Origin of the sequence: Acidovorax temperans (assembly GCF_028596105.1) — a bacterium.
Taxonomy (GTDB): Bacteria; Pseudomonadota; Gammaproteobacteria; order Burkholderiales; family Burkholderiaceae_C; genus Acidovorax; species Acidovorax temperans.
This window is the reverse complement of the sequence record NZ_CP117193.1, coordinates 1401979-1428962: the sequence shown is the minus strand read 5'-3', so window position 1 is coordinate 1428962 and position 26984 is coordinate 1401979. Positions and strand designations below refer to the sequence as shown.

Below are 26984 nucleotides of genomic sequence, written 5' to 3'. Positions count from 1 at the left end.
CATGAGAAGCGGACGTACCCTGTTGAATCTGGCCCAGGAGTTGGAGCGCCAGCTCGACACCAAGAAAGATCTGGTAGTGTCCTCGCCACTGGTGCGCCACAGCACCAGCGAAGGCGGCGGAACGACCCTCGTAGTCGAGGAGGCAAGCGGACCGGCAGCCTATGGCGTGACGCCGCTCGCGCGCCGGCAGCTCGCCGACAAGCTGAACATTCCGTATGCCTATTTCGAGCGCATGCGCGAGAACCAGCCGGCACTGCTGGACCGCAACGTCAACACCTGGCTGCAAAGCGAGCCCGACCGGCGCTTGCTGCGCACCCTCGACGGACAGGTACGTGCCGTGCTGTCCGACCGCTACCGGCGCCTGGACAACTATGATCTGGCCGTGCATGTCCTGCCCATCCTCAAGGGCTTGCCCGAACTCCGGTTCGAGTCCGTGGAGCTGACCGAGACGCGCATGTATATCAAGTGCGTCACGCCGCAGCTGAAGTTCGAGATGGCGCCCGGCGACATCGTGCAGGCAGGCATCGCTATCTCGAATTCCGAGGTGGGCCAGGGCACGCTGTCTGTGCAGCCGCTGCTTTACCGCCTGGTGTGCCGCAACGGCCTCATCGTCGCCGACCGCGCCCTGCGCAAGACGCACGTCGGCCGTTCGCTCGCACAGGACGAAGAAGGCGTGACGGTCTACCAGGACGACACCCTGCAGGCCGACGACAAAGCGTTCTTCCTCAAGGTCCGCGACGTCGTGCAGGCAGCGGTGTCGGAAGTGACGTTCCGTCAAGCTGCGGCCAAGATGCAAAGGACCATGGGCATCAAGCTCGTCGGCGACCCGGTGCACAACGTGGAGGTGCTGGCCCAGCGCTATACGCTCAACGAAGCGGAACGGTCAGGGGTGCTGCGCCACCTGGTGGCTGGGGGTGATCTGTCGGGCTACGGCCTGGTGAACGCGGTCACGCATTTCAGCCAGGAAGTCGAGGACTACGACCGGGCCACAGAGTTCGAGGTCCTGGGCGGCAAGCTCATCGAGTTGTCGGCATCCGAGTGGAAGCCGCTGGCCGAAGCCGCCTGAGAAACGTGTCGCGGCTGCAGGAGGGTCAATCCCTCCTGCAGCCCGCCATTGGCACAGAATGGCTTCCTTCAGAACACCTGCACGCTGATCCCGCCATGGACTTTGCCAAGCAGCTTGACGCCGGAACGCACGGCTGCTGCGGCCCCTTTCCATTCATGATCCCGATAGGCCTTGTTGTCGCACTGAAGCACGATGCTCTTGTCAATCCGCTGCTCCACGCGGCGGATAAGAAGTCCGTCGTCGCGGGTGAATGCGTAGATGCCATTGCCTTCGATACGAGTGATGGCCGTTTTCACGAACACGATGTCCCCGGCCTTCAGGCGTGGTGCCATTTCGTCGCCAGGCACACGGACCGGAATTCCCAGTTCGCCCCTGCGGGTCAGCGAATCGGTGATCGCGCGAATGCAGTTGGCCATCTGGACCATGTGAGCGCAGCGAGCCGGATCGTGCCCTTCGCGATGAAGGGCCCCGATGATCTCGTCCGCGCTGCACCCCAGGCCGATGCACAGCCGAGCAAAGGATTCGAGGTCCGGTAACCCGGGCTCGCGTGCGTCAAACCATCGGCGCACGCTTTGCGCGGCTCGCTGGGTGATGCCGGCCACATAGGACACCTCCTTCGTGGCGGGTATGCCCATGGCGGCCAGTCTGGCATGCAGACGATCACGCACACCAGGAACGAGGTCGAGATCGACCTCTGCGGCTTCGCGTCCTATGTGCCCAGCCCTGGCACGCAGGCCACCTTCAAGCCCTTTCATTCGCGGGGTAGGCGCGCGCCTCGTGGGGCAGGGCGCTGCAGTGGTTATGGGTGTCACGCTTGTCTCCTTGCCGATCGCAAATCGCGTGTTGTACTGCTACTTTTGTTACCGGATGTGCGCGAATGCGAAATCAATCTCCAAAGCCGCCATTTGTCGGTGGCAAGTCCTGCGGACTCTCCGCGCGCAGCTTGGGATGCGGGATTTCGCGCAAAGCGCAGCATATGCTGTATCCCCAAAAGCCCCCATCAACTCGCTCCGAGGACGTCGTGAAACATCGTTGAACCACCCAACCGGGATATGAGGAACCGATCATGCGCCACCTGCATCTGTCCGATGTGCAATCCACCAACCTGCAATTGCTCCACGTGATCCTCGTGGGTGCGCAGCGAGACCTGGTGGAGACCTGCCGCAAATTCCATCTGCACGCCACCCAGGCCGAGCGCCTGCGTACGATGCAGCCGTCCGAGATCTGGTCTCTCGTGCATGCCGTCGGCGACACATCGCTGTTCGTGCCCAGGAACGACTTTCTCGCACTGGTCGATTCGCCGCCCGCATTGGCCGGCACGCTCGCCGCAGTGCGACCGCCTTTCCCTCCGTCGCTCCAACCAATCCAGGTGACCCGCTGAATGCCGGGCACCAAAATCAGCCAGCGCATGCGGATGCTGGCGCTGGCCCGAGACTGCGCCACGCTGGGAGCGCGCATCCGAACCATTCATCACCTCACCGGCCTGCGTCCGCGGGAGCTGTTGCATTTGCTTTTCAGCGGCCAGGCACTCCCGCCACGCGGCCGCGCACCGGATTCCCGTGAGTGGTATCACGGTGCGAACCTGCTGCACCGGATCGAAGCATCCGTCATCGTCGCCAACTTCCACCGGCTGCGCCAACTGGGGTGCCCCGCGGCCGAAGCCCTGGTGGAGGCCTACCGCTACTACCAGTCGATGCACCGGCAGCCCTTGCGCATCAGCTTCGATCGCGCCTTCGACCTTGCTGCCCATACTGAAGGGCTATGGATCGCGAGGTCGGCGAGCTTCCAACTGGCATCGTGCCCCCGTTGTGGCAGCGAGTTCCTCGACACGCTGGGCGGCATGGATACGGCATCGCGCTCCTGCCCGTTCTGCCAATTGCTGGATCGGCATGGCCGGGATCCGAGATTGACCGCGTCCTATGTCGTGCCACCCCCAATCTCCGCGGACATCATCGTTCACCTCGCTCCAATTCGGGGTGCCGAGGGCGAAACCCCCGTCACTCCGGCCCCATTGCCAACGGCCAAGCCATAGCCATCCCTGAACAATGGATCTCCATCCGCCCGCACAGGCACGGAGATTCTTCGATGGCTCCAAGCCCTTCGCCACCAGGCACCGCAGCACATTCGTTCTCTTCCTCGGATCCCGGCTTCGAGGCGCTGCCGCTGGTCCCCGTTCTCGCGCTCCACCAAGGACTGCTGGCGCGCATCAAGCTGTGCTTCGGCGCGGACCGCGCCACCTTCGAGCGCGACCTGCTGCCGCTGATCCAAGGCTACGCGCGCTTTGTGCACCTGCTGCCCGCGACCGCCGGCAACTACTTCCATACGCCGGGTGGCCTGCTGCAACTGGGCCTGGAGACCGCCTTTTTCAGTCTGCAGGGAACCGATGCGCACATCTTCTCAGGCCGCTCGACGATCTCCGAGCGCCGCGAGCTGGAACCGCGCTGGCGGATAGCAACCTTCATCGGCGGCCTGTGCTGCGAACTGCATCGGGTACTGTCGCACCTGATCGTGACCACCGCCGACGGCGAGGAATGGCCGGCATTCCTGGGAGGATTGGCACCGTGGCTCGAATCCCGGGGCGTGGACCGCTACTTCGTGCGTTGGCGCGCAAACGCGCGCGAGTCGCGTGGCCTGGGACTCTTCGCGCTGCCGCATGTCGTTCCGGCCACGGTGCTCCAGATGCTGGGCAGCAGCAACGCCGTCATCGTGCCGCAACTCATGGCCAGCATCGGCGGTATTCTGCAGTACCGCGAACACAACGTGCTCGACGAGCTTGTGCGCCGCTCGCTGGCGCTGGTGATCGACCGCAACCTGCTGGCCAGCGCCGACCGCTACGGCAAGCCTCAGTACGGCTCGCACCTCGAGCGCTACCTGGTGGATGCGCTGCGCCGCCTCGCGGCCGGCCACTCGGGCTGGACGGCCAACCGTGACAAAAGCCGCGTCTGGCTGGGGCCGGAAGGGCTCTTCCTGGTCTGGCCCGGCGCGGCCGAAGATGTGCTGGCTCTTCTCGAGAACGACCAACTCGTCGGTATCCCAAAATCTCCGCAGACCCTGCTGGAGCTGCTACTGGAAGCAGGCGTATTTGTGGCAGCCGAAGCGGCGCGACAAACCTGGACGATCCAGCCGCCAGGTGCCAAGGCACCCATGGAGGCCGTCAAGCTCACCAACTCCGCCATCCTGCTGGCAGGTCTTGAGCCGCCGCCTAGTGCACTGGAGGCCAGCCTTTTTCCAACACCATCTGACTCAAAGGCGCAGCACAACGCACCGCCGACTGCAAAGGCCTTGCCAGCGGCCCCGGCCGCGCCCACGGTTGCACCATCTTCAGCATCGGGCGGATCGGCAATGCAGTTGTCGCTGATCGATCCCCCCGCCGAAAGCACGGCACATGATTCCCCTCCAACGATCGCAGGTCTGAACGAAACAGCGACTTCCACGGCGCCGGCCCAACCCTTGGCCCCCCGCCCCTCTGTCAAGTTGCTGGCGCCGCTCAGGCTGAACCCCGCCGTTCGCACAGCGCTTGTCGACATCCTGGCAGCCCTCGACGATGGCACGGAAGCACCGGACATCATCACCGAGGCCGAAGGCTTCTTCATTCCCCTGACGCGATTCGAGCATCGCGGGGTCCAGCCTGGCATCGCGATCCGCGCCCTCGACGATGCCCGGATGATTCTTCGCCCGCCCTCGGGCGGCCCGTCCGCGGTAACCCGCCAGATCCGCGATACCACGGTGCATGGCATCGTGCTCATGTCCACGCACGTTGAAGGCCTCGACCCGCATGCCTTCGCCCTTTCGGGCGCATCCGAAGCCCCTGGGGCGTCCGCCCTGCGCACGGGGCGCGGGAGCTAATGACATGCTTGTCCGTCGCTACGAGATGCCCTGGCGCACCGCCTTCGAGGCGCACGCCGGCATGTCCTGGCTGGTCGCCGCCTGCTACTTCACGGGCGTGGCCGCTGCGGGAACGCTGCCGCTGCTTCCGTCTCTGGCGATCGCTGGCGCCTGCTCGACCATGGCGTTGCACCGCTTCGGCCAGGCCGTGCGCGTGCTGCGCCTGCGCGGTTCGCTGAGCGGCCGTCGCATCCAGGTCATCGGCCCGCGGCAGCTCGCCCGCCTGAGCGAAGACGCCGCCCAGGTGTTCCTCGGCTTCGGCTTCGAATGGCGTCCGGTGCATGCGCAGCGTCTGTACGAACTCTCGAAAGTGGACTACCGGGAGTTCACCGTCCCGCATTGGCTGCAGCGCCTGCTCGGCCAGGGGCATGCCGCCCAGCCCGACGCCGAGATCGGCCTGCCGTACATCCACGGAGTGGAGCCCGTCGAGCACCCGCTGCATCGGCCACTGCAGAACTTCGAAGGCGGAACCTTGCTGGTGGGCACCACGCAATCCGGCAAGGGCGTGGCGCTGGCCAACCTGATCACCCAGGCCGTGCGCCGCGGCGACGTCGTGATCGTGATCGACCCAAAGAACAGCCGTCGGCTCAAGCGCATCGTCGAGCGCGCCTGCGCGGACTACCGCGAGCCGGACACCTTCATGGAGTTCCACCCCGCCTTCCCCGACCGAGGCGTCCGGCTGGACTTCACGTTCAACTGGCAGAAGCCGACCGAGATCGCGTCGCGCATCCAGTCGATCATGCCGCCCGACACCGCGGGCGCCTTCTCGGCCTTCGGCTGGGATGCGGTGAACGTCGTGGTGCAGGGCCTCGTCGAACTCGAAGAGCGCCCCAACCTCATCAAGCTCACCAAGTACATCGAAGGCGGCATCGAGCCGGTCCTCGAGGCCTCGCTGCGGCGCTTCTACGAGCAGTTGCTCGGCAACGGCTGGCGCGACCAGCCCGAGATGCGCAAGCTGCTGCATGACGCACACAAGGGCAACATGCGCCGCCCCTCGGAAGCGGCCAGCGCAGACCTGATGGCCTTCGTCGCCTACTACGAGCATCACGTGGCCCAGAACCAGCGCAACAAGACGCTCGACGCCCAGGTCCGCACGTTTCGGCACAACAGGGAACACTACCAGAAGATCACGGCCAATCTGCTGCCGATCCTCTCGATGCTCACTTCGGGCGACCTGGGCCGCAGCCTGTCGCCCGACCCGTTCGATGCGGACGACGAACGCCCGATCATGAACTTCGAGAAGATCGAACGCGGCGGCCACGTCCTCTACATGTGTCTGGATTCGCTGCCGGATCCTTCGGTGGCCTCCGCCATCGGCGCGCTGGCCCTGGCCGACCAGGCCGCGCGCGCGGGCATGCGCTACAACCTCGGCACCTACCAGCGCATCTCGCTGTTCGTGGATGAAGTCTCGAACGTCATCAACCAGCCGCTGATCGAGATCCTCAACAAGGGCGCCGAAGGCGGCATCTTCACGACCTGCGCGATGCAGACCCTGGCCGACCTGGCCAAGCGCCTCGGCAGCGAGGACGCTGCGCGCATGGCGGTCGGAAACCTGAACAACCTGATCGCCCTGCGCACCAAGGATCGGCCGACGCAGGATTTCGTCACGGAGACCTTCGGCAAGACCGCCATCCATACGGTGCGCGTCGGCCTGAGCCACGGCGCCGACGCGCACCTGGGAGACTTCTCATCGAGCTATTCGACGCAACTCACAGAGAGCTTCGAGGAGGTGGTGCCCGCCGAGGTACTGGGCAAGCTGCCCAATCTGCAGTACTTCGCATCGGTATCGGGCGGACGCATCATCAAGGGCCGCTTCCCGATCATCGACCCCGATCTTGACGCCGACGTTCATACTGAAGAGGTCGCGGCATGATCCGTGCCGTCGCAGTCGTCTCCCTGGTATTGCTGCTCGTGCTGGTGCTCTACGTACCCTCGGCGCATCCGCCGGAGCGCTTCCTGGGGCAGCTGCGCAGCGAACACGAAGCGGCCGTCGCGTTCTGGGGACCGGAGCCGGCCCATCGGATGCTGGATCGCGCAATGCGCCTGCAGTCGGATGCGGCGCAAGCCAGTCCGCTGCCAGCGGCCCGCGACATGCCCCGAACGCCCGGCATCAACGGCGCGGTGGCGGTCGAGATGGCCACGGTCAACCAGCGCCTGTTCGACAACCCTTACTTCCGTTCGGTGGACGCCCTGCTCATGCTCGCGAGCTATCGCCTGTCGAGCCTGCTCGAATGGCTGCCCTGGCTGCTCCCCCTGGTGCTGGTCGCGGCCACCGACGGCGCGCTGGTGCGCGTCATCCGGTCCAAGGAATTCCTGCAGCACGACCCCGAGATGTTCGCCGTGTGGTGCTCGCTGCTGATCATCACCGCCTGCTCCACCATCGTCGCCTTCGTGCTGCCGGTGCACCTGCATCCGGCATCGTTGGCCGGGTTTCCCATCGCAATGGCCGTGCTGCTCGGCCGCGCCATCGCTCATTTCCACCGACGCGCCTGAGCCGGGGGAACCCGCTACAACTCCGCCTCTGCCATCAGTTCGGTGACCGTCATGTCCATCGCGCGCGCAATGCGAACGATGGAGACGAGGCCGGGATTCTGGACTCCGCGCTCGATGCTGCTCATGTAGGAACGGTCCACGGCGCTGACGTGCGCGAGATCCTCCTGGGAGATGCCTCGCGCGCGCCGGCTTCGGCGAATGGCATCGCCCAGTGCAGTGAGCACAGGGTCGTGGGCGTGCCGTGGCGAGGAAATAGGCATTCCCGCATAGTGGATTTATGATGGCAATCGCACCACGGACGATCACCCACAGAATTTTCAGCAGATCTTCCTGGCGCATGGGTTTCATCCTCGAACCACACCACCCTTGCGAAGGCCCAAGCATGAACACTGCCGGCATCGGCCGCCTGCGGGAACTGGCCGAAACCATTGCCGTCGTTTCGCTATCGCACCTGTTGCCCACTACACGCGCGAAGCTGCAGGCCAACGCGCTTTCCGTGAACGCCTATCCCACCGAATTCGGCGGACTGGTCCATGTAGGCACGGCGCCGCACCGTGCGCCGGTCGAGCACGACCTGGCCCTGATCAGCGAATTGGCGGCGCAGGCGGGAGTCGAATGGCTGCTCTTCGATGCCGAGGCCCCGACCCTCGACGAGCTTCCGCTGTACGCGCAGCAACTGCCCGAAGCCTGACGCGCGCGGAGCCTCGCGTGCCGGGCACCATCCGCCTTCACGCCCCGGCCTGTCCGGGCGCCTTGAGACGCTGATCGCGAAACACCCCTCAGAAGAGCGGCATTGCGAGGCGACGTTCGCGCCGCCCGCTCATACCCTACGTCCATGCGCTCATGAGCGTGTTCATTGCACTCCGGGACACGAGGACCGACGCCATGCTGACTGCCATGCCGAACATTCACCTTCCAGACCAGCCATCCGCGGGCGGGGCCGCCCCCTGCGACGTGGTCGAAACCCGCCTGTGGATGGAAGAACACAACTGGCTGTATGTGCTGCTGCGCAGCGGCGACAACGTATCGCCCACGTTCCGCATCCCGGATCTGCTCAGTGCCTGCGTGGCCATCGTCTTCACCCGCGACGACGCCGTCGAACGCATTTTCGGCTTTCTCGGGACCGATCTGGTCATGCGCTCGCCGACCACGCCGCGCCGACGCGAATCGCTGTGGCGACCCCAGTACGAGTTGCTGCACGACCTACAGTGTTCGCCGGTGAACAAGCATCCGAACCCCAAGTTCGGACTCGACCAGATCACCACCGCCTGCGTGGCCCTGTGCCAGCAGGCCGATCCATCCGGTGCGGCCGTACTCGGCCAGGCGCGCCACAACATGGTGGAACGCCATCTGGTCCAACGCGCGCCGCAACAGCGGCGCTGACCCTGCGACGCCAGGCCACCCACCCGCACCGACCCGACCGGGCCACGGCTCCCGCCAGCCGCCTTCCCCGCCCCACCCGCACAAGACCCTGACCGGCACTGCCGGTCCCCACCCCGCGCCCGCCCTGCGCTCATGCAATGGCGGGTTGGTCTTGAACACACCCCGGAGGCTTCGATGCGCCTGGTTATCGTTTTCGTGTGGGCGATCTCGTGTTCCATGCCGGTGCTGGCGACGCCATGCTGGGACACCGCGGCCCAGCGCTACGGCGTGGCGCCGGAGTTGCTCTATGCCGTTGCCCGCACCGAGTCGAACCTGAACCCGAAGGCGGTGAACCGCGGCCATGCGCAGCGCACCGGCAGCTACGACATAGGCCTGATGCAGATCAACAGCCGGCACCTGCCCAAGCTCGCCGGCTTCGGCATCCGCGAGGCCGATCTCTACGACCCCTGCATCAACCTGCAGGTCGGCGCCTGGCTCATGGCCGACAGCTTCGCCCGCCACGGCGTCACCTGGAATGCCGTGGGTGCCTACAACGCCGCTTGCAGCCAGCTCAAGGGCGAGGCCTGCACCAAGGCGCGCGCCACCTACGCCTGGAAGGTGTACCGGCACCTGCGGACGGTGCGTCAGAACCGCACGCCGCTGCCCGCCCAGCCAACCGCCACCACGGTTCCGTCGCAGCGCCGCGACCTGCACGTGAGGGTCGCGCCATGACGCGCAGGACGCACATGCCAGCGTGTCGCCCGAGCGCGGCCGCGTCATGCCTGGCCATCGCGGCGTGCGCGGCGACACCGCCCGCGCCGGTCGCTCCGCCCGCACCGGCAACGCCCATCGCACAGGCGCAGCTGGCGCAGGGGGGATATGGCGACGAAGCGGCATTCGCACTGTGCCGCGGCGACGCCTGCCCGCAGCGCACGCCCAAGACCCTGGCACCGGTCGCTGTGCAATCCACAGCCCCGGCCGCGCCGGCAACGCCCGCCTTGCCGAGAAATGCCGACGTCGAGCTCGAAGAGAGTGCTCCGCCGCCCATCGCTTCGGTCCCCGCCAAGGCACCAGCGCCGCCGGCCTTCGAGCAGGTCGCCGTGCACTTCCCGTTCGCAAGCGCGCAGCTGGGACCGAGCGCCCGCGCGGCGCTGCGCGAGGTAGCGCCGCGGCTGGCCCAGGCGAGCGAGATCACGCTCAGCGGCCGTACCGACAGCACCGGCCCTGCGGCCACGAACGACGGCCTCGCCAAGGCCCGCGCTCAGGCGGTACTGCGCCAACTTCTGGCTCTGTCGCCCGCCATCGCGGCGCGCGTGAGCGTCGACGCGCAAGGCACGTGCTGTTACGCCGAATCCAACGACAGCCCGGCCGGCCGGGCGAACAACCGCCGCGTCGAGATCCGCTACCACATCGACGGCGACGACCCGCCCTGAGCGGCCAACAGCCTTCACAAGCACTGGACCCCGGTCCGCCACCCCGCCCACGCGCCAACCCGTACCGACACCCGATTCCACCAGTCGTCTCGTCCTTTTTGCTGGAGCAATTCCATGAGCACTGCCATCCTGTCCACTCCCACCCCGGCCGCGCTGCGCTCGCCCGCGCGCAAGCTCGCCGGCTTCCTCTGCCTGATGGTCATCGCCCTCGTTGGCCTGGCCCTCGCGTTCCCGAGCCACGCGCTGGACCTCGTGGCGTTCACGGGCATCACGGGCCCATTGACCAGCGCACTGACGCAGATCGCCGAACTCGGTCCGGGCATCAAGGCACTCGTCGGCTTCGTCGGCTTCGTCGTCGCGCTCATCTCGCTGTCCGCGCTGCGCAATTTCGGGCCCGTGCTTTTTTATGTCGGCCTGGCCATTTTTGCGGCGGTGGGCTTGGTGATCGCCGGCGCGATCATGGGCGCGGTCGTCTGAGCCCCGGCGCGTCGAAATCCCGGAGGCCCACATGCAAGCGGACACCTACATCCCGCGGCGTCTGGACGATCAATGGAAGATCGGCTTCTGGGACGTCGACGTCGCCGCGCCCATCGTCCTGGCGTTCTTCATCGGCTACCTGTCCTCGAGCAAGGCGGCATTCGCAGCCTGCATGGCCGCAGGCATCGCCGTCTCGCGCTGGATCTCGCGCCTGAAGGCGGACAAGCACCCCGCCTTCGCGCTGCACTGGCTCTACTGGCATTTGCCGACGAACCCCGCGACGTCGATGCGCGCGACGCCGCCGTCGCACATCCGCCGCATGGTGGGCTGAGCCGGAGTACCGCCATGGACTTCGACCGACTCAGCGGCGACCTCAAGGACCTGCGCCGGCGCAACCGCGGCCTTGCCCTGGCCGTCGGGGCGCTGGCCACGGGCGTGGTGCTCGCGCTCATCGTCATCCTCAACCTGTTGGGCACGGTGCGCACGGTGATCGTGCCGCCATCGCTCAACAAGACCTTCTGGGTCAGCGGCGACAAGGCATCGAGCGAGTACCTGGAGCAGATGGGCAGCTTCGTTGCCTGGCTGATCCTGGATGTCACTCCCAGCACGATCGACTGGAAGAAGGACATCCTGCTCGGCTACGTCGATCCGGCCCAGTACGGCGCGCTCAAGACGCGCCAGGAAGTAGAGGCCGAGCGCCTCAAGCGCATCAACGCCACCACGGCCTTCGCGCCGCAGCAGCTCGTGTCCAGCGAGGACACGCAGTCCCTGGTCGTGCGGGGACGCCTGCGCACCCTCGTCAACGGCTACGAGACCGCGAACGACCTCAAAGCCTACCGCATCGACTTCGGCCACGCCGGAGCCCGCATGCACGTCATCGGATTCAAGGAGGTGCCCTATGCGGTCAAGTGACATCGCATGCACGCCGCCACGCCTGGTCGGCCCCGCGCCCACCGGACTCCGGCCCGCCCCGACCAGGCTCGCGAAACTGCCTCCCTTGCACAGCGCACCGTCGCGCCAGCGCTGGGATAGCCTGTCCCCGGCGGCACGCCGCATCCTCGCCGTCACGGCCCTGTCCTTCGGCCTGCAGGCGCATGCGCTGCAGGTCGTGGAGGCCAGTGACGGCGTGGCCGTCGAGGCCATCGCTTCCCTGAAAGAGCCCACCCGCATCCGCATCGAGGGCATGCCGATCACGGACGTGTTCGGCAACATCCATTCGAGCCATTGCGGCGGCTCGCCCTTGCCGGCCGCTGCGGCATCCCCCGGGGTGCCCTCCGCCACGCCCGGCCTGGTCACGGCGGCCGCCCTGACGTCCTCCGCGGTCAACCCGGCCGGCGACGTCATCGTCGAGTGCGACCGCGACAAGGGCGAGGTCTACATCCGCCCGGTCGGCGATGCGACGCGGCCGATCAACCTTTTCGTGTCTTCGGCCAGCGCCACCTACACGCTGCTGCTGCGGCGCTCCGACACGCCGGCCGACACCATCGTCATCCGCGACAAGACGCCGCGAGCACTGCGCTCAGCCGCGCCCGAGGCAGCACCGTCCGGCCCCGCGCCCAACCATGTGCGCACGATGAAGGCGCTGCTGGTGGCGATGGCCTCGGACCGCGTGCCGCAGGATGTCCGGGTCGAAGAAACATCGCGTTCCATCCAGCTTTGGGCCGAGGCGCGCTTCACGCTGCTGCGCCTGTACGAGGGCCGCGGGCTCACCGGCGAAAAGTACACGCTGCAGAACGTCGGCACGGCCCCGATGGTGCTCGCCGAGCAGGAGTTCGACCGTCCGGACAGCCGTGCCGGCGGCGAGGTCGCCGGTATCGCGATCGAGCACCACAACCTGCGGCCGGGCGAGACCACCAGCATCTACGTGATCCGGCGGGGAGGCACGCGATGAGCACGCCCTCCATGCCACCGGGCGGGCGCCCGCCCGGTTATGCCGTGCGCGGGCTGCTGGATCGCCTCTCGCCGCGCCAGCGGCAGTACGCCCTGCTGGCCGCCATCCTGGGCGGCGGCATCGGCCTGCTGTGGCTGATCTTCAGCTTCTCCGGCACGAACCACCAGCCGCACGGGCGGGCCGCCCCAACGCAGCCCGGCGACGTCACCAACATCGGCGTCCTGCCGCCCGGCGGCCAGGTGAATCCGGTGGACCAGTGGGTCGGTACCGCGGGCCGGAAGCTGGCCCAGTACGAAACCGAGCGCGAGGAACAAAGCCGGCTCAACAAGGAGCGGCAGGCCTTCGAGGGGAGAACGATGCAGCGTTTCGCCGAACTGGAGCAGCGCCTGACCGCGAGCCAGCAGGCAGCCGCGCCGAAGCCCGCCGCACCGCCGCCACCGACGCCCACAGCTCCGGACCCGAGCCCCACGGCCATGCCGCCCGCAGCCAGCCTGCCGCCAGCGCCGCCGTCCACCGCCAGCGGCTTGGGCGCGATACCGGCCGGACCGCCCAACCTGCAGCCGCCCGCACCGCCAGCACCGCCGACGCCCGTGATCTCCCGGGTAACACTGGCAGAGCGCGCGCGTCCACCCGCCGGTGGCGATGGCACAGCCGCGCGGGACGGCCCACCTGCGTCGGCCACCACGCCCAAGACGGTCTCGACCTTCCTGCCCGTCAGCTTCACGCGCGGCATCCTGCTCGGCGGCCTGGACGCCCCCACTGGCGGTCAGTCGCAATCGAATCCGCACCCGGTGCTGATCCGGCTCTCCGACAACAGCGTCCTGCCCAACCAGTTCCGCGGCGAGTACCGCGAGTGCTTCGTCATCGCGGCCGGCTACGGCGATATCAGCTCCGAGCGCGCCTACCTGCGCACCGAGAATCTGTCGTGCGTGCGCGCCGACGGCGCGACGCTCGAAGTGCGCATCCAGGGCAGCGTCTACGGCGAGGACGGCAAAGTCGGGATGCGCGGCAGGCTGGTGACCAAACAGGGGCAGATGCTGGCGAATGCGCTCCTGGCCGGGGTGGTCAGCGGTATCGGGCAGGGTCTGTCTACCGCCAACACCACCTACAGCACCTCGGCCCTCGGGACCATCGCGAGCGCGGACGGCAATGCCGACGCCTACCGGGCGGGCCTCGGGCAAGGCGTGGGCAAGGCCCTGGACCGCCTGGCCCAGTACTACATCAAGCTGGCCGAGAACACCTTTCCGGTCATCGAGGTCGACGCCGGCCGGCAGATCGACGTGGTGATCACCAAGGGCGTGCGCATCGACGTGCCGATGACCGCCATGGCCGGGCAGGCCACCCGCCGCTCCCCTTCCCCCGAAACCCGCTACCTGGAGGCCACCGATGATGGCAACTACTGACCCCGTGCGCGCGCGGCGCCCTCGTTTCGCCGCAAGGCTTCTCCCTGCGGCGCTGTGCGCGGTGCTGCTGGCCGCCGCCACCCCCGGCCAAGCCACGACGCCCGACGAAACCCGCCTGCTCGGCGCGCTGCGCAAGGCCCATCCCGGCACCCAGTTCACCGAGGTGGCACGCACCGAGGTCGAGGGCCTCTATGAGGTCTGGATGAATGGCAACGTGGCCTACGTCTCGGCCGCCAACCCGCGCTTCTTCGTCTTCGGCCGCCTCTTCGATACGGCCAACATGCGCGACATCACGGGACCCAGGATCGCGCAGCGCGGCACTGCCCAAGGCGGGCAGCTCCAGTCGGAGTCGACGTCGGCGGCGCCCGTCTCGATCGACCAGTTGCCCCTGGCCGACGCGATCAAGACCGTGCGCGGCAATGGTCAGCGCAAGGTCGCGGTCTTCAGCGATCCGAACTGCATCTACTGCAAGCAACTGGAGCCCGAGCTCGCCGGCATCGACAACGTCACTGTCTACACCTTCCTCGTGCCCTTCCAGGGCGAGACCCGGCCAGTCGCGATCTGGTGCTCCGCCGACCGCGAGCGCGCCTGGCGGCAATGGATGTTGCAAGCGGACGCGAGTCTGCAGCAGCCGACTGCAAGCTGCGAGCACCCGATCGCGCGCAACCTCGAACTGGCACGCAGGCTCGGGGTGCAGGGCACACCCACGCTGATCTGGGCCGACGGCACGCGCACCGACGGCTACGTCGGCCGCCAGGTGCTGGAAGCCCGGCTCGCCGAAGCCGCCAAGTCCGCATCCAAGCCGGCCAGCACGGGGAAACGGCCATGAGCACGACAACGCTTCGCCTGTGCGCCATGGCCCTGCTCTTGCCGCTGGCCGCCTGCGTCAACATGTCCGGGCTCAGCGGCGGGTCCAAATACGCCTGCACGGCGCCCGAGGGCGTGGCCTGCGACTCGGTGTCGGGCACCTACGCCAACGCGCTGCACGAGAACCTGCCCAGCCAGCGGACGTCGGGCACCGCCGCGGGCGATGCAGCGGCGCCGTCGAGGAGCGCGGTGCCCGTCGCACCGGCTCCGGCCCGCCAGCCGCTCGCGGCTCACACAGCCGCGAACGCGCTGGCCGTCACCGGCGACGCGCCCGCCCTGGCGCTGCGCTCCCAGGCCCGTGTCCTGCGGCTGTGGACCAAGCCCTGGGAGGACGCCGACGGCGACCTGTGGGACCAGGGCTACGTCTACGTCCAGGTGGAGACCGGGCGCTGGCAGATCGACCACGTCCGCCAGCACATCCGCAACCAGTACGCGCCGCTGCGCCCACCGCCCGCGAACCCCTCCCCCGCCCCGTCCTCGTCCGGCCCGGCGCCCACCGAGACCGACGCGCCCGCCCCCTCCGAGGGCGCGGTGCAGCGGCCCACGTCCCTCAACCCCTTCCCTTCGCTCAGCCGGCCTCCGGCGGGCCTGGGCGCCCGTTCGCAGTGAGGCCACCATGCGCATACCCTCCACCGAAGCGTCGTCCGGCGAGTTCCGCGCGGCACTGCTCTTCCCCTTCGCGCTGCCAGCAGACACGCCGGCCGAACAGTTCGCCGGCTGGCTGCCCTACTCGGCCTACCTCGCCGAAGAGAAGCTCTTCGTGAACCGCGACGGCATGGGCTTTCTTCTGGAAGTGATGCCGCAGTCGGGCGCCGACGAGCGCATGGCTGAGGTGCTGGTTTCGCTCTACGCCAACTGCCCGCCGGACACCGGCCTGCAGTTCCACCTGTTCGCCTCGCCGCACATCCGCCACCAACTGCGCCAGTACACCAACCTGCGCGTGGAGGACGAGGACCAGGCCGAGAAGGCCCGCCCCTTTGGGCGGCCTGTGCCCAACGAGAACCTGTTCCGCAAGCTCGCGCGCCAGCGCGTGCAGCACCTGCTGCGCGGCACGCAGACCTCGCTCACCGCGGGCTTCCACTACACCTTGCGGGACTTCCGGCTGATGCTGAGCGTGTCCTTCCCCGGCGATGCGGCGGATCTGAACAGCCGCGAGGCGCTGCTGACGCTGCGCGACTCGATGGCCGCCACGCTGCGCGCGGCCATGCTGCCCAACCGCGTGTGCGATGCGGCCGACCTGATCAACTGGTGTGCGCTCTTCACCAACCCCGACCGCATTGCGCACTCCGACGCCGAGGACCTGAACTTCGACGATGACCGCTGGCTGCACTACGACGACGGCCGCGAGATCCGCGACCAGATCGTGGACTTCGACACCATCCAGGATCCGCACCCCTCCGGCCTCACGCTCTGGAAGGAGACCAGCGCCGAGGTGCTGGAAGCGCGCTTCTATTCGATCAAGAGCTTCCCGGAGAAATTCGCGTTATGGCAGATGGGCTCGCTTATCGGCGACCTCATGCAGCCGGCGCTGCAGTACAGCGCGCCCTTCCTCATCACGCTGGGCGTGCACATCCTGGACCCCAACGCCACCAAGTCCATCGTCACCGCGAACCACGTGCGCGCGACGCAGAACGCCAAGTCGAAGATGGCCGACGTGATGCCGGACGTGAGGAAGAAGCTTGACGACTGGTCCGCCGCGGCCAACGCCATCGACACCGGCGGCAGCCTCGTGAGCCTGTACCACCAGCTCGCGATCTTCACCCACCCGGACAAGTCCGCCTCGGCGCACGAGGCCGCCAACGCGATCTGGCGCGCGCGGGGGTTTCAACTCAATTCCGACGCCTACATGCACAGGCAGGCCTTGCTCGCGAGCCTGCCCATGACGCTGACGCCGAGGATGCACAAGGACCTCGGCAAGATGCGCCGCGTCACGCGCAAGACCATGTCGAACGCGATCCACATGGCGCCGCTCATCGCGGAATGGCGCGGCACGCGCACACCGGCGCTGGTCTTCGGCGGCCGCCGCGGCCAGGTCATGACGCTCGACCTCTACGACAACGATCTCGGGAACTACAACTTCGCCATCATCGGCGCCCCCGGCAGCGGCAAGTCGGTGCTGATGAACGAGCTGGCCTGGTCCTACCGCGCGATCGGCGCGAAGGTCTGGATGCTGGACCTGGGCCGCAGCTTCGAGAAGCTCTGCAGGAAGGCGCAGGGCACCTACATCGAATTCCGTGCGGATTCCAAGATCTGCCTGAACCCGTTCACGATCGTGCACGACATCAACGAGGACATCGACATGCTCGTGCCGGGCATCGCCAAGATGTGCTCGATGCAGCACACGCTCGAGGAGGTGCAGTACAAGGCCATCTCCGCCATGGTGCTCAAGCTGTGGCGCGAACATGGCCCGGACCTCACGATCACCGGCGTGCGCGACGCCTTCAAGACCGGGACCATCGAGGAACTGGGCGTCAACGGTGACCAACGCATCCGGGATCTGGCGATCATGCTCAATCCCTACGCCAAGGGCGGGCAGTACGAGCGCTTCTTCGAGGGCCGGTCCAACATCGATTTCAGCAACGATTTCATAGTCGTCGAGAATGAGGAACTCAAGCGCCGGCCCGACCTGCACGCGGTGGTCAACATCCTTCTGTTGCACCAGATCACCGGGGAGATGTACCTCACGCGCAACCGGCGCAAGGTGCTTTTCATCGACGAGCTGAAACAGCAGTTGGGGGACATCGGCGCAGACGATCCCGTCAAGGCGGCCGTGGTGGAGGAGGCAGCTCGCCGTGCGCGCAAGTATGGCGGTGCGCTCGGCACGGCGACACAAAGCGCGGACGACTACTACGGCAGCGCCCAGATGGAAGCGGCGTTCAATTGTTCGGACTGGGTGTTCCTGCTGCGGCAGAAGCCCGAATCCATCGAGATGCTCGACCGCAAAGGGCGGCTCTCGATGGACGAACCCAAGAAGCGCTTGCTGAACTCCTTGCGCACCGAGGCCGGTGCCTTCTCCGAACTCTACATTTCCTCGCCCGTCGGCGAGGGCGTGGCCCGCAACATCCTCGACCCGGCAACCCATTTGCTGTTCTCCAACAAGCTGGAGGACAACGCCCCGATTGACGAACTGCGCGCCCAGGGCCTGTCGATCGACGAGGCCATCACCGAGCTGCTGCGGCAGCGGGGGCATGCGATATGAAGGCGCTCCTGCTGCATGCGCTCGTCGCCGTGCTCCTGGCCGCTGCCGGCATCGCGGCCTACGACCGCTGGGTGCTGCGGCCTGCCCTCGTCGTCGGCGTAGTGGACCTGTCGGAGGTCTACCGCGCCAAGGAAGCGGAGTTCACGCAACTGCTCACGAACACCGGCAGCGACGCCGAGCGCGAACGGGCGCTCGCGCTCGCGCGCCGTTTCTCGCAGCGCCTGCCCGCCGCGCTGGAGGAGCTGCCGCAGGAGTGCGGCTGCCTGGTGGTGATCAAGAGCGCGATCGCCGGCGCGCCGAACAGCCGCGACCTGACTCCGGTGTTGCGCAGAAAGGTGGACCAGCCATGACCGAACCTGTCTCCACCGATGCGGCCATCCGGCGGTCTGGCTGGTGGCGCCTCCACGCCCGGTCCTTCGCGGAGTTCCTGCGCCACATGCGGCGGCGCTGGTACCTGTACCTGCCGGTGTTCGCGATCTGGGGCTTCGCCTACGTGCGCCTGTTCGTCGACCCGACGCCGCGCGTGCCGCTGCTCGTCAACTGGACGCCGAGCCTGCCATACCACGTGGCACTGATGCAGTTCCAACAACGGCCCGTGCAGCGCGGCGACCTGATCGTCTTCGCCTTTGCCGGGGAAGCCCAGGCGCACTACCGCGGGCTGCGCGGACAGCCCTTTTTCAAGCGGGTGCGCGGCGTGCCGGGCGACGTGGTCACGGTCTCGGACCGCACGGTCTTCGTCAATGGCGAGGCCGTCGGCCGGGCCAAGACCCACGCCTACGACGGCCACCCGCTTGCGCCCATCGCGCCGGTGGTGATCCCGCCGGGGCACTACTACGTCCAGGGCATCGGACCCCACAGCTTCGACTCGCGCTATGCCGAGAGCGGCCTGGTACGCGACGGGCAGGTGGTGGGCATCGTCCAGCCGATCTTCTGAGGAGCCGGACCATGCGCCGCAAATCCTGCATCGCCCCGCGCGCCCGCGCTGGCCTCGGCCTCCTGCTGGCCATCCTGGCGGCTGCCTCGAATCCCGCGCGGGGCCAGACCAGCCCGGCCTTCGGTCCGCTGGGCACGCCCTCCACGGCCGCGCCCGCCGACGATATGCCGCTGGCCGACTACCTCGGTCTGCTGCGGCAGATCGCCCCGGCCGCCGAGCAGGGAGCCCGCACCTACCTTGCCGCCGCGCAACTGCGCTGCGGCCGCGCGCCGACCACGGCCGAGCTGCGGCAGGCCTTGTCCGAGGGTGACGGCCACCCGGCGCTGATGGGGCTGATCCGCGCCGCCCACCAGCAGGACAAGGCGGCGCGGGACCGGTGGATCGCACAGATCCCGTGCCCGCGGGGAGCTGCGCGATGAAGCGCGCCGCCTGCCTCTCCGTCGCCCTGCTGGCCGGGGCCGGCCTGCCCGCGCACGCCACCGACCTTGGCACCCTGGGGCCGACCTACGAGATCGCTGAGCCGCACCTCCTCCGCATGATCGAGGAACGCCTGCGGGACAAGGAGCGTTCGGGCGAACTGGCCCGCATCGAGCAGGAGGCGCGCGCCCGCGGCACCGACACCGTCAGGAATCCCATGCCGGTCGCCGGCGTGCGGACCACGGTAGCACCACGCACCTTCTACTTCGACCCCACGTACGCGCTGGACCGCAACGTCCTGGGCGCTCAAGGCGAGCTGCTATTCGCCGCAGGCACGCAAGCCAATCCGCTGGACATCGTTTCGCTGTCGCGCCATCTGCTGTTCTTCGACGCCCGCGACACCCGCCAGGTGCGCCGCGCGCTCGAGCTGATGGCGCACTACCAGGGAAGGCTCAAGCCGATCCTGACCGGGGGCTCCTACCTGGACCTGATGAAGTCCTGGCGCATACCCGTCTACTACGACCAGCAAGGGCTGCTCACCCGACGCCTGGGCATCACGCAAGTGCCCGCCCTGGTCTCGCAGGACGGCAAGCGGCTGCGCATCGACGAGATGGAGGTGACCCGATGAGCACTTCCTGCTTCGTCCATGCGCTCCGGTGGCTGGCCGGGCTCGTTCTGGCGGTGGGTTGCGCCGCCGCGGGCGCGACCACCTGCACCGGCAAGTTCCCCAATCCCATCACCGACATTTGCTGGAGCTGCATCCTGCCTCTGAGCATCGGCAGCGCCCGCATCGGCGACTTCGGCTCGCAGGAGGACATCGAGAACCCGGGCAGCCCGCTGTGCACCTGCGGCGTCAACCCCGTCATCGGCTTGTCGATCGGCTTCTGGGAGCCGGCACGGCACGTCGAAGCCGTGCGCAAGCCCTTCTGCCTGACCTCGCTCGGCGGCATCGACCTGAACCCCGGTATCCCGGCGCCCGAGGCCGCGCGCTTCACGCGGTCCGAGGGCGATGGCGACGGCGGCAGCTTCTACCAGGCCCACTTCTACGTGAACCCCGTCCTCTACTACCTGGAGGTCGTCACCGACTTCCCCTGCCTGGAGAAGGGTTCATTCGATTTGGCCTACCTGACCGAGGTCGATCCGCTGTGGGCCGATGACGAACTCACGCTGATCATCAATCCCGATGCCGTGCTCTTCGCCAACCCCGTGGCGATCGCGGCCTGCGCGGCCGACTGCGTGGCCGCTTCGCTGGGCTTCGGCATCCGCGAGATGTTCTGGTGCGCCGGTTGCCAGGGCGGCCTGTATCCCATGAACGGCCATGTTCCGTACCACCTGGGCGGCGTGCGCACCGCGGCGCTGATGGCGCAGCGGCTGACGGCCAAGATGCACCGCGAGCTGATCGCCTGGGGCTGGCACGGCACACCGGGCCTGTGCGGGCCGTACTTCCTGCCCGTCATGGACAAGGCCGCCTACAAGACGCAGCTCACCCACCCGATCCCGTCCACGTCGAAGGAAGCCGGCAAGTGCTGCCAACCCTTCGGCCGCCAGACCGTCACCTGGGGTGCCGGCAAGGAGTACCCGGTGCGCGGCGAAGACTTCAGTTTCATCTTGTTCAGGAAAAGGAACTGCTGTGTGGGCTACTGACCTTCTCCTACGGCACCGGATCACCCTGGCCTTGGCCCTGGCGTTGCACGCGACGACGTCGCCGGCCGCCGGGCCCGCTGCACCCGACATCTCCGAGGCCGACCTCGAGCGCGTGCGCCGCGAGCAGCCCGCCGTCACCGAGCAGGACATCGAGCAGGCACGGCGCAGGCACCGCATGCCGGGCAACGCCGAACTGAAGGCCGCACCGGTGCCGTCGGCACCGGCCATCGACACCCTGCCCCAGCCGGCAACGCGCGCGCCGATCGACCTCGAGGCGCTGGCGCGCGGCTATGCCTCGCAGTCCGACGCGATGCAGGCCGCCGAAGGGCTGGCGCGCGGGCCGGGTCTTTTCGTGTTCGTGAGCCTGTCGATGCCGCAGCCCGCGCTGCAGCGCCTGATAGACCAGGCCGCGCGCGCCCGCGCCTCGGTCATCCTGCGCGGCCTTGCCAAGGGTTCGTTGCGCGAGACCGTGGCCCAGGTACAGCCGCTCATCGGCACGCGCCAGGTCGCGGTGCAGATCGACCCGCAGGCCTTCGACCGCTTCTCGATCGCCCGTGTGCCCAGCTTCGTGCTGGTGCGTGACGGCACGCGGCCGGTCTCCTGCGCCGGCGGCACCTGCGCGCCGCCCGAGGCCTTCGTGCGCGCGGCCGGCGACGTGAGCCTGGACTACGCGCTGGAGCACATGGTGCGCGCCGCCCCGGCGTTCCAGGGCGACGCCGCGGGATTCCTGCAGCGGCTCAAGAAGTAGGAGCCCGCCATGCGCCTCGCCCTCTCCCTTCTGCTGCGCCGGACCATCGTCTGGTTCACGCTGACCTGCTTCGTCACGACGCAGACGGCCGCCCAAACCGGACCGCATGCTGAGGGCACGGCCGCGGGCCAGGCCGCCAACCCTGTGATCCGCGGCGCGATCAACGCCCCCGACGCCTCTGCGGTGGTTCCGGGCTACACCACCACGCCCCCCGAGCGCGGCTACTACGGCCAGCCCAACCTCTCAGGCCAGACCAGCGCCCGGCTCGCCGCCTGCGCGACAACCCCGAACGATCCCACCTGCCAGGCACTGCTCGGCGCGCGGGCCTCGGCCAACACGCCGCGCGAGGCCGTCTCGCCCTACGACCCTGCCGTCCTTGGCGCGCGCCGCGTGGCGGCCAACCCTTCGACGGCACTGGAGGACATCGCCAGCTACTACAGCGGCTGCCAGATATACACCGTGGCCACGCCTTCGGCGGAGACCCGCGTATGCCGACAGTACAGCGGCGCGACGGCCCAGTCTTGCGGCCGCACGCTGTCCGTGTCGATCTCACGCACCAGCAGTTGCCCGCCGGGCGAGTGGTTCGCCCAGGCCGCGTCCGGCAGCGTCGCGTTGGCCGTGCAGTGCAAGCCGGACCAGCCGGCCTCAGGGCAACGCTTCCGGGTGACCAGCGGCGGCGTGCCCGTAGCCTTCTTCGACGTGGACGCCGCCTCGGGGCTGGTGTTTCCGCAGATGGTGGCGCCCCTGCCCATCCCCTCGTGGCCGCCGGGGGGCCAGAACGGCGTCTGGGTCGTGAACAACCGCTGCAATGGCGACGCCTGCCGACTGACCGGCTTCATCGCGCAGGAATACCGCCAGGTCTGCATGGGCGGCGGCGGGGACTCCGGAGACACGAACTGCACCAACGAGCGCCCATTCCTCGAGGTCTACGGCGCCTGCCCCGCCGGCACGCAAAGCGGCGACCGGATCGCCTACACGACCGGCTCGGGCGGCGACGCCGGTGACACCCAGATCACCTACCTCGAAGAGGGCCGCTGCTATGCCCCCAGCACCGACCCCAGCGACGCGCCGGGCCAGGACACGACGGGTACCTACCCGGCTTCCTACTGGCGTCCCGGCGGAAACCGTCCCATCGTCGGCTTCCGGTTGAACCCGCTGTACGGCCCGATCCCGCAGATGGCGCTGAGCTTCGAGCGGCCGCACACCACGGTGACCGAGTCCGACCAGTGGGACGATCAGTGCCCCGCGCTGGAGAGCGAAGGGCGCTGCGCCATCACCGGCGCGGCGCGCTGCGTCGGAGGACCGGCCACCAAGGTGATCGACGGGGCGTCGGTGACGCGCGCGTGCTGGCGCTACGAGACCTCGCTCTCGTGCCAGTATGGGGCGCCCACCGACGAGTGCGCGCCGCTGGCCGCGGCGGGCTGCACCCCGAACAGCACGGTCTGCCGCCAGATGAACCCGGCCACAGGCACCTGCGAGGTCGCCGAGAACACCTACAACTGCCCGGTGGCCGCCAGCTCGGCGGTGACGGCGCGTAACTGCCCGACCGACGTCTTCTGCATCGCGGGCAGTTGCTTCAACACCACCTACACCAACGATGCCGACTTCGCCCGGTCGATGTCCTTCCTGGAAGCGGGACGCGAGGCCGGGGTCTACCTCGACACAGACAACCTGCAGGTTTTCAAGGGCGAAGCCAACCGCTGCCGCGACCGGCTGCTCAAGAACTGCTGCACCTCGGACTCGGCCGGCAGGGGAATGAGCAACCAGAGCATGTTCGGCGTCGGGTCGAGGCTGGTTTTCGATGTGTTGATGAATTCCGGCAATCGCGAATTCCTCTACCACGGTATGCAGGCGCTGCTGATGAGCGGCGGGTTCTCAGGCAGCTTTACCACCTACGGCGTCACGGTGGCCATCAATGGCACGGCCCTGCCTGCCGGCTCGGCGGTGCTCTATGCCGGCGAGAGCGTGGTGGTGGCCTTCGACCCATGGAGCCTGGTCATCGCGATCGTCATCTACGTGGTGATGTCGGCGATCTCCTGCGACGAAGAGGAAGGCAAGCTCGCGATGAAGGAAGGTGCGCGGCTGTGCCACACGGTCGGCACCTACTGCTCATCGTGCATCCGCGTCCTGGGCAAGTGCGTCTCCTGCATCACGCACACCACGACCAAGTGCTGCTTCAACTCGGTTCTGGCCCGAATCATCAACGAGCAGGGTCGGCTTCAGGTCGCGAAGTGGTGGGGCACAGCCGAGGGGCCGGACTGCTCGGGCTTCACGATCGCACAGCTGCAGAGCCTGGACTTCGCTCGCATGGACCTGACCGAGTTCTATGCGTCGATCGTGCCGAACATGCCCGATGTGGGCGCGATGCAGGGCGGCGCCGCCGGCCGCGCAAGCAACTGCTACTACGGCAAAGGGAGATGCCAATGAACACCGCCACCCGCGCCGGGTGCTGCTTCGCAGGCATCGCCCTGATCCTCCTCCTCGCCACGCGAGTGCATGCCGAGCCAGTCCGCACGCCCGTGTCGGATGCGCGGCCCGTCCTGCTGGCGGCCCTGCAGTCAGCGGACGGCACGGCCCACGGCGTGCTCACCGGCGAAGTGGCGGATGCGATCACCCGGCATTTCCAGGCCACCTCTCCGATCTACATCGATGTGTCCACCGCGAAGCGCTACCGGGAGGCGGGCTGCAGCCGGCTCAAGGTGCTCTTCTGGCAGGAAGGCGTGAAGCTGCCCAACATGGCGGCGCCGCGCAAGCAGACGATCGAGTTCGGCATCAACTATTGCCTCGACGGCCTGCCGCCGAAGTCGCTGCTGTGAGGACGTCATGACGATCCGTCCCTCCCCTGCGTGCCTGCGGTTGCTGCCGGTTCTGGCGCTGGTCGCCAGCGCCGCTGCGGCTCAGGAAGCGGCCCCTGCCGCCGGGCACGGCGAGACCCGCGCCTACTGGTCCGACCGCTGGCGCGGCTGGCACTTCTACGAAGACCCTCCGCTGGAGGATCCCGCGCCGCCACGCGCCCAGGCCGCCCCGGCCAAGCCGGCCCAGCCGGTCGCCTCGCCCCGTCCGCCCGAACTGGTGGAATTCGAGCGGCTGCAGAAGACCCTCGAAGACCTGCGCAACATCGCGATCATGCGGCCGACCGAGTCCAACGTGCGGCGCTACATGGAGCTGGAGATGCAGGTGGTGAACCGTGCATCCTACTTCGCCGATGTGGCGCAACGCGTGGCCTGGGCCACGCCCGAGCTCGATCCGACATTGCAGGGCCGGCCCGTCAACGCCCAGGCGCTGGAAGTCTTCGAACGCCAGCAACGGACCGACCGCTCCGCCTCGGTCGCCACGCTGGGCCGCGACCACGTGCTCATCTTCTTCTACCGCAGCGATTGCCCGTACTGCCACACCTTCGCGCCCACCTTGCAGGCGTTCGAGGCACGCCATGGCATCCAGGTCGTGGCCGTGAGCGTGGATGGCGGCGCGATGCCGGGCTTCCCGCGCTCCCGCCCCGACAACGGCATCGCCACGGCCCTGCAGGTGACCCAGGTGCCGGCCGTGTTCCTGGCCCAGCCCGCCACCGGAAAGATCACCCCGATCGGCTCCGGCGTGCTCTCCGAGTCGCAGTTGCTCGAGCGCATCGCCATCGTTTCCTCGCCCACCGGCGAGGCCATGCTGCCCAGCGCGACCCAGCACATGGCCCTGCCCTAGGAGGTCTCCATGTCCCATCCCTCCCGTCCTGTCCATGCCCGCAAGGCCGTCGCGCTGGCGGTGGCCCTGGCCATGCTGTCCGCCACGCTGCCGGCGCGCGCCGACCTCAACAGCGAGGTCAACGACATGTTCAACAACCTGGGCGCCATAGGGAACTACACCGCACCGGGCGCGTTCCGCGGCCAGACCTACAACACCTACACAGGCGGTTCGCTCATGATGCGCTCGCCCAACAAGGTCTACCAGCTCGCGGCGATCCAGTTCCCGAGCGTGAAGGCGGGCTGCGGTGGGATCGATGTGTTCGGCGGCTCGTTCTCGCACATCTCCGCGCAGGAGTTCAAAAACCTCTTGCGCAACATCACGGCCGCGCTGCCCGGCATAGCGTTCCAGCTCGCGCTCGAGGCCGTCTCCCCGCTGCTGGGTGGCCTGACAAAGTGGGCCAAGGGCTTGGAGACCTGGATCAACAACGCCCGGATCAACTCCTGCGAGACCGCGAAGGCGATCGTCAGCTCCGCAGCCGAGGCGGTGGGCTACAGCTCGCAGGAAACCTGCTCGGACCTGGCGATGGAGATGGGCCTGGAGAGCGACCGCGACGCGGCCCGCCGGCGCTGCTCGACCGACCGGCCCAGCATCCTGTCTTCCGCCCGCTCCTCGGGTGACGCCAACGTGCGCAACAAGGCTCCGTTCGTGGGCAACCTGACCTGGAAGGCGCTGCAGTACACCGGCTCCTACCTCGACGACGCGGGGCGCGAGCTCATCATGAGCATGGTCGGCACCGTCATCTACTACCCCGAGGAATCGGGGCGCGATCCGGAGCCGATCGCCCCGACGCTCACGTCGATCAGCCAGTTGCTCTACGGCCAGGCAGCCGGTTCGGGCAACAACGTCATCCAGCACCTGCTGCGCTGCAACGACTATTCGGCCTGCGACGTCGTCTCGACCAATACCGCCTACGACCACGTGCCCTTCACGGCGCGCGTGGAGACCATGATGCGCTCGATCGCCGACCGCATCGCCACCCGCACGGCGATCCCCAACAACTCCGCCGAGGTCGGCTTCGTCAACCAGACCACCGAGCCGGTCTACAAGATGCTTTCGGTCGGCACCAGCATCCCGGGCTCGGGCCTGGCCGACAGCCTAATCGGCCAGTACCGCGACGTGATCGCGGCGGACTACGCCTACGTCTTTCTCGAAAGGAACCTGCGCCTGGGCATGGCGGCCCTGGCGAAGGACTACACGCTGCAGCAGGCGCAGCGCGACCAGGCCAACCAGATCCGCCAGCGCGCTCAGGCCATCCTGCTGCAGATCTCCCAGGAGAAGAACCTCCTGTATGCGAAGGTCGGTTCCTACCGCGCCGTCGCCAGCCACCTGGAGCAGTTGGAGCGCCAGTTGCGCTCGAGCATGCCCCAGCATGTGATGGACATGCTGGGCCAGCAGGCGGCCCACCTGTCGCGTTGACGCCGATGGTA

General features: G+C 67.9%; 30 protein-coding genes. 28 read left to right on the top strand and 2 right to left on the bottom strand.

What is annotated here, in order from left to right:
- Position 1: 1 nt before the first annotated feature.
- Positions 2-1066 carry a DUF932 domain-containing protein gene (locus tag PQV96_RS06750; RefSeq protein ID WP_273624864.1) on the top strand — a complete coding sequence of 355 codons (1065 nt, stop codon included), beginning with the start codon at positions 2-4 and terminating at the stop codon, positions 1064-1066.
- A 68-nt stretch (positions 1067-1134) separates the two neighbouring features.
- Here the strand turns inward: PQV96_RS06750 and PQV96_RS06745 are convergent, their stop codons facing one another.
- On the bottom strand, positions 1135-1821 hold the full coding sequence (locus tag PQV96_RS06745) for a S24 family peptidase (protein ID WP_273624863.1): 687 nt from the start codon (positions 1819-1821) through the stop codon (positions 1135-1137).
- A 311-nt stretch (positions 1822-2132) separates the two neighbouring features.
- Between PQV96_RS06745 and PQV96_RS06740 the strand changes: the two genes are divergently transcribed.
- The 5 genes from PQV96_RS06740 to PQV96_RS06720 are packed head-to-tail and all read left to right on the top strand — an operon-like array spanning position 2133 to position 7444.
- Positions 2133-2447 (top strand): hypothetical protein, encoded by a 315-nt coding sequence (locus tag PQV96_RS06740; RefSeq protein WP_013722337.1) that lies wholly within the window; start codon positions 2133-2135, stop codon positions 2445-2447.
- Positions 2448-3098 (top strand): FlhC family transcriptional regulator, encoded by a 651-nt coding sequence (locus PQV96_RS06735; RefSeq protein ID WP_013722338.1) that lies wholly within the window; start codon positions 2448-2450, stop codon positions 3096-3098.
- Between the two features lie 53 nt (positions 3099-3151).
- Positions 3152-4912, top strand: a complete 1761-nt coding sequence (gene mobH / locus PQV96_RS06730; RefSeq protein WP_273624862.1) for a MobH family relaxase — start codon at positions 3152-3154, stop codon at positions 4910-4912.
- Positions 4913-4916: 4 nt separating this feature from the next.
- On the top strand, positions 4917-6824 hold the full coding sequence (gene traD, locus PQV96_RS06725; RefSeq protein ID WP_013722340.1) for a conjugative transfer system coupling protein TraD: 1908 nt from the start codon (positions 4917-4919) through the stop codon (positions 6822-6824).
- Positions 6821-7444 carry an IncC plasmid conjugative DNA transfer DtrJ family protein gene (locus PQV96_RS06720; RefSeq protein ID WP_273624861.1) on the top strand — a complete coding sequence of 208 codons (624 nt, stop codon included), beginning with the start codon at positions 6821-6823 and terminating at the stop codon, positions 7442-7444. The genes traD and PQV96_RS06720 overlap by 4 nt, the downstream gene beginning before the upstream one ends.
- 14 nt (positions 7445-7458) lie before the next feature.
- Here the strand turns inward: PQV96_RS06720 and PQV96_RS06715 are convergent, their stop codons facing one another.
- On the bottom strand, positions 7459-7704 hold the full coding sequence (locus tag PQV96_RS06715; RefSeq protein ID WP_013722342.1) for a helix-turn-helix domain-containing protein: 246 nt from the start codon (positions 7702-7704) through the stop codon (positions 7459-7461).
- Positions 7705-7826: 122 nt separating this feature from the next.
- On the opposite strand from PQV96_RS06715, the gene PQV96_RS06710 reads away from it, so the two are divergent.
- The 22 genes from PQV96_RS06710 to PQV96_RS06605 all read left to right on the top strand — a co-directional run bounded on the left by PQV96_RS06710 (position 7827) and on the right by PQV96_RS06605 (position 26973).
- Complete coding sequence (locus PQV96_RS06710; protein ID WP_273624860.1) at positions 7827-8135, top strand: DUF5983 family protein; 309 nt, start codon at positions 7827-7829, stop codon at positions 8133-8135.
- Between the two features lie 194 nt (positions 8136-8329).
- Entirely contained in the window at positions 8330-8827 is a 498-nt protein-coding gene (locus tag PQV96_RS06705) for a hypothetical protein (RefSeq protein WP_273624859.1), read from the top strand.
- A 174-nt stretch (positions 8828-9001) separates the two neighbouring features.
- A complete protein-coding gene (locus PQV96_RS06700; protein ID WP_273624858.1) occupies positions 9002-9538 on the top strand; it encodes a lytic transglycosylase domain-containing protein in 537 nt (178 codons plus the stop codon).
- Positions 9535-10239: an OmpA family protein gene (locus PQV96_RS06695; protein WP_273624857.1), complete on the top strand. Its 705-nt coding sequence runs from the start codon at positions 9535-9537 to the stop codon at positions 10237-10239. The genes PQV96_RS06700 and PQV96_RS06695 overlap by 4 nt, the downstream gene beginning before the upstream one ends.
- Positions 10240-10353: 114 nt before the next feature.
- A complete protein-coding gene (locus tag PQV96_RS06690; RefSeq protein ID WP_273624856.1) occupies positions 10354-10716 on the top strand; it encodes a hypothetical protein in 363 nt (120 codons plus the stop codon).
- A gap of 31 nt (positions 10717-10747) precedes the next feature.
- Positions 10748-11047 (top strand): type IV conjugative transfer system protein TraL, encoded by a 300-nt coding sequence (traL, locus tag PQV96_RS06685; RefSeq protein ID WP_013722348.1) that lies wholly within the window; start codon positions 10748-10750, stop codon positions 11045-11047.
- A 14-nt stretch (positions 11048-11061) separates the two neighbouring features.
- Positions 11062-11628 carry a type IV conjugative transfer system protein TraE gene (gene traE / locus PQV96_RS06680; RefSeq protein WP_013722349.1) on the top strand — a complete coding sequence of 189 codons (567 nt, stop codon included), beginning with the start codon at positions 11062-11064 and terminating at the stop codon, positions 11626-11628.
- A gap of 85 nt (positions 11629-11713) precedes the next feature.
- Positions 11714-12607: a type-F conjugative transfer system secretin TraK gene (locus tag PQV96_RS06675; protein ID WP_273624855.1), complete on the top strand. Its 894-nt coding sequence runs from the start codon at positions 11714-11716 to the stop codon at positions 12605-12607.
- Positions 12604-14010 (top strand): TraB/VirB10 family protein, encoded by a 1407-nt coding sequence (locus PQV96_RS06670; RefSeq protein ID WP_273624854.1) that lies wholly within the window; start codon positions 12604-12606, stop codon positions 14008-14010. The genes PQV96_RS06675 and PQV96_RS06670 overlap by 4 nt, the downstream gene beginning before the upstream one ends.
- Complete coding sequence (locus PQV96_RS06665) at positions 13994-14839, top strand: DsbC family protein (RefSeq protein WP_060984853.1); 846 nt, start codon at positions 13994-13996, stop codon at positions 14837-14839. Before PQV96_RS06670 ends, PQV96_RS06665 begins: the two co-directional genes overlap by 17 nt.
- Entirely contained in the window at positions 14836-15486 is a 651-nt protein-coding gene (locus PQV96_RS06660; RefSeq protein ID WP_273624853.1) for a TraV family lipoprotein, read from the top strand. Before PQV96_RS06665 ends, PQV96_RS06660 begins: the two co-directional genes overlap by 4 nt.
- A 7-nt stretch (positions 15487-15493) precedes the next feature.
- Positions 15494-18076: a type IV secretion system protein TraC gene (traC, locus tag PQV96_RS06655; protein WP_273624852.1), complete on the top strand. Its 2583-nt coding sequence runs from the start codon at positions 15494-15496 to the stop codon at positions 18074-18076.
- Positions 18073-18426: a hypothetical protein gene (locus tag PQV96_RS06650; protein WP_060987598.1), complete on the top strand. Its 354-nt coding sequence runs from the start codon at positions 18073-18075 to the stop codon at positions 18424-18426. The genes traC and PQV96_RS06650 overlap by 4 nt, the downstream gene beginning before the upstream one ends.
- Entirely contained in the window at positions 18423-19010 is a 588-nt protein-coding gene (gene traF / locus PQV96_RS06645; protein WP_273624851.1) for a conjugative transfer signal peptidase TraF, read from the top strand. Before PQV96_RS06650 ends, traF (PQV96_RS06645) begins: the two co-directional genes overlap by 4 nt.
- Before the next feature lie 11 nt (positions 19011-19021).
- On the top strand, positions 19022-19429 hold the full coding sequence (locus PQV96_RS06640; protein ID WP_273624850.1) for a hypothetical protein: 408 nt from the start codon (positions 19022-19024) through the stop codon (positions 19427-19429).
- The gene (gene traW, locus PQV96_RS06635; RefSeq protein WP_060987595.1) at positions 19426-20055 is read left to right on the top strand and encodes a type-F conjugative transfer system protein TraW; all 630 of its coding nucleotides are present in this window, start codon (positions 19426-19428) and stop codon (positions 20053-20055) included. Before PQV96_RS06640 ends, traW begins: the two co-directional genes overlap by 4 nt.
- On the top strand, positions 20052-21071 hold the full coding sequence (locus PQV96_RS06630; RefSeq protein ID WP_060987594.1) for a TraU family protein: 1020 nt from the start codon (positions 20052-20054) through the stop codon (positions 21069-21071). The genes traW and PQV96_RS06630 overlap by 4 nt, the downstream gene beginning before the upstream one ends.
- Before the next feature lie 31 nt (positions 21072-21102).
- Entirely contained in the window at positions 21103-21819 is a 717-nt protein-coding gene (gene trbC / locus PQV96_RS06625; protein WP_273624849.1) for a type-F conjugative transfer system pilin assembly protein TrbC, read from the top strand.
- Between the two features lie 9 nt (positions 21820-21828).
- Complete coding sequence (gene traN, locus PQV96_RS06620; RefSeq protein WP_060987592.1) at positions 21829-24246, top strand: type-F conjugative transfer system mating-pair stabilization protein TraN; 2418 nt, start codon at positions 21829-21831, stop codon at positions 24244-24246.
- Positions 24243-24635, top strand: coding sequence for a hypothetical protein (locus tag PQV96_RS06615; protein ID WP_060987591.1), 393 nt, complete (start codon positions 24243-24245; stop codon positions 24633-24635). The genes traN and PQV96_RS06615 overlap by 4 nt, the downstream gene beginning before the upstream one ends.
- 7 nt (positions 24636-24642) lie before the next feature.
- Entirely contained in the window at positions 24643-25515 is an 873-nt protein-coding gene (gene traF / locus PQV96_RS06610) for a conjugal transfer protein TraF (protein ID WP_060987590.1), read from the top strand.
- 9 nt (positions 25516-25524) lie between these two features.
- Positions 25525-26973, top strand: coding sequence for a conjugal transfer protein TraH (locus PQV96_RS06605; protein ID WP_060987589.1), 1449 nt, complete (start codon positions 25525-25527; stop codon positions 26971-26973).
- The last annotated feature ends 11 nt before the right edge of the window (positions 26974-26984 follow it).

Coding starts and splice junctions, on each gene's coding strand:
- PQV96_RS06695 (WP_273624857.1), top strand. CDS start 9,535: ATGACGCGCAGGACGCACATGCCAGCGTGTCGCCCGAGCGCGGCCGCG.
- PQV96_RS06665 (WP_060984853.1), top strand. CDS start 13,994: ATGATGGCAACTACTGACCCCGTGCGCGCGCGGCGCCCTCGTTTCGCC.
- PQV96_RS06670 (WP_273624854.1), top strand. CDS start 12,604: ATGAGCACGCCCTCCATGCCACCGGGCGGGCGCCCGCCCGGTTATGCC.
- traE (WP_013722349.1), top strand. CDS start 11,062: ATGGACTTCGACCGACTCAGCGGCGACCTCAAGGACCTGCGCCGGCGC.
- traW (WP_060987595.1), top strand. CDS start 19,426: ATGAAGCGCGCCGCCTGCCTCTCCGTCGCCCTGCTGGCCGGGGCCGGC.
- PQV96_RS06630 (WP_060987594.1), top strand. CDS start 20,052: ATGAGCACTTCCTGCTTCGTCCATGCGCTCCGGTGGCTGGCCGGGCTC.
- PQV96_RS06640 (WP_273624850.1), top strand. CDS start 19,022: ATGCGCCGCAAATCCTGCATCGCCCCGCGCGCCCGCGCTGGCCTCGGC.
- traF (WP_273624851.1), top strand. CDS start 18,423: ATGACCGAACCTGTCTCCACCGATGCGGCCATCCGGCGGTCTGGCTGG.
- PQV96_RS06745 (WP_273624863.1), bottom strand. CDS start 1,821: ATGAAAGGGCTTGAAGGTGGCCTGCGTGCCAGGGCTGGGCACATAGGA.
- PQV96_RS06700 (WP_273624858.1), top strand. CDS start 9,002: ATGCGCCTGGTTATCGTTTTCGTGTGGGCGATCTCGTGTTCCATGCCG.
- traN (WP_060987592.1), top strand. CDS start 21,829: ATGCGCCTCGCCCTCTCCCTTCTGCTGCGCCGGACCATCGTCTGGTTC.
- PQV96_RS06690 (WP_273624856.1), top strand. CDS start 10,354: ATGAGCACTGCCATCCTGTCCACTCCCACCCCGGCCGCGCTGCGCTCG.
- PQV96_RS06735 (WP_013722338.1), top strand. CDS start 2,448: ATGCCGGGCACCAAAATCAGCCAGCGCATGCGGATGCTGGCGCTGGCC.
- PQV96_RS06715 (WP_013722342.1), bottom strand. CDS start 7,704: ATGCCTATTTCCTCGCCACGGCACGCCCACGACCCTGTGCTCACTGCA.
- PQV96_RS06710 (WP_273624860.1), top strand. CDS start 7,827: ATGAACACTGCCGGCATCGGCCGCCTGCGGGAACTGGCCGAAACCATT.
- PQV96_RS06705 (WP_273624859.1), top strand. CDS start 8,330: ATGCTGACTGCCATGCCGAACATTCACCTTCCAGACCAGCCATCCGCG.
- traF (WP_060987590.1), top strand. CDS start 24,643: ATGACGATCCGTCCCTCCCCTGCGTGCCTGCGGTTGCTGCCGGTTCTG.
- traC (WP_273624852.1), top strand. CDS start 15,494: ATGCGCATACCCTCCACCGAAGCGTCGTCCGGCGAGTTCCGCGCGGCA.
- PQV96_RS06720 (WP_273624861.1), top strand. CDS start 6,821: ATGATCCGTGCCGTCGCAGTCGTCTCCCTGGTATTGCTGCTCGTGCTG.
- PQV96_RS06605 (WP_060987589.1), top strand. CDS start 25,525: ATGTCCCATCCCTCCCGTCCTGTCCATGCCCGCAAGGCCGTCGCGCTG.
- traD (WP_013722340.1), top strand. CDS start 4,917: ATGCTTGTCCGTCGCTACGAGATGCCCTGGCGCACCGCCTTCGAGGCG.
- traL (WP_013722348.1), top strand. CDS start 10,748: ATGCAAGCGGACACCTACATCCCGCGGCGTCTGGACGATCAATGGAAG.
- PQV96_RS06650 (WP_060987598.1), top strand. CDS start 18,073: ATGAAGGCGCTCCTGCTGCATGCGCTCGTCGCCGTGCTCCTGGCCGCT.
- PQV96_RS06740 (WP_013722337.1), top strand. CDS start 2,133: ATGCGCCACCTGCATCTGTCCGATGTGCAATCCACCAACCTGCAATTG.
- PQV96_RS06615 (WP_060987591.1), top strand. CDS start 24,243: ATGAACACCGCCACCCGCGCCGGGTGCTGCTTCGCAGGCATCGCCCTG.
- mobH (WP_273624862.1), top strand. CDS start 3,152: ATGGCTCCAAGCCCTTCGCCACCAGGCACCGCAGCACATTCGTTCTCT.
- PQV96_RS06660 (WP_273624853.1), top strand. CDS start 14,836: ATGAGCACGACAACGCTTCGCCTGTGCGCCATGGCCCTGCTCTTGCCG.
- PQV96_RS06750 (WP_273624864.1), top strand. CDS start 2: ATGAGAAGCGGACGTACCCTGTTGAATCTGGCCCAGGAGTTGGAGCGC.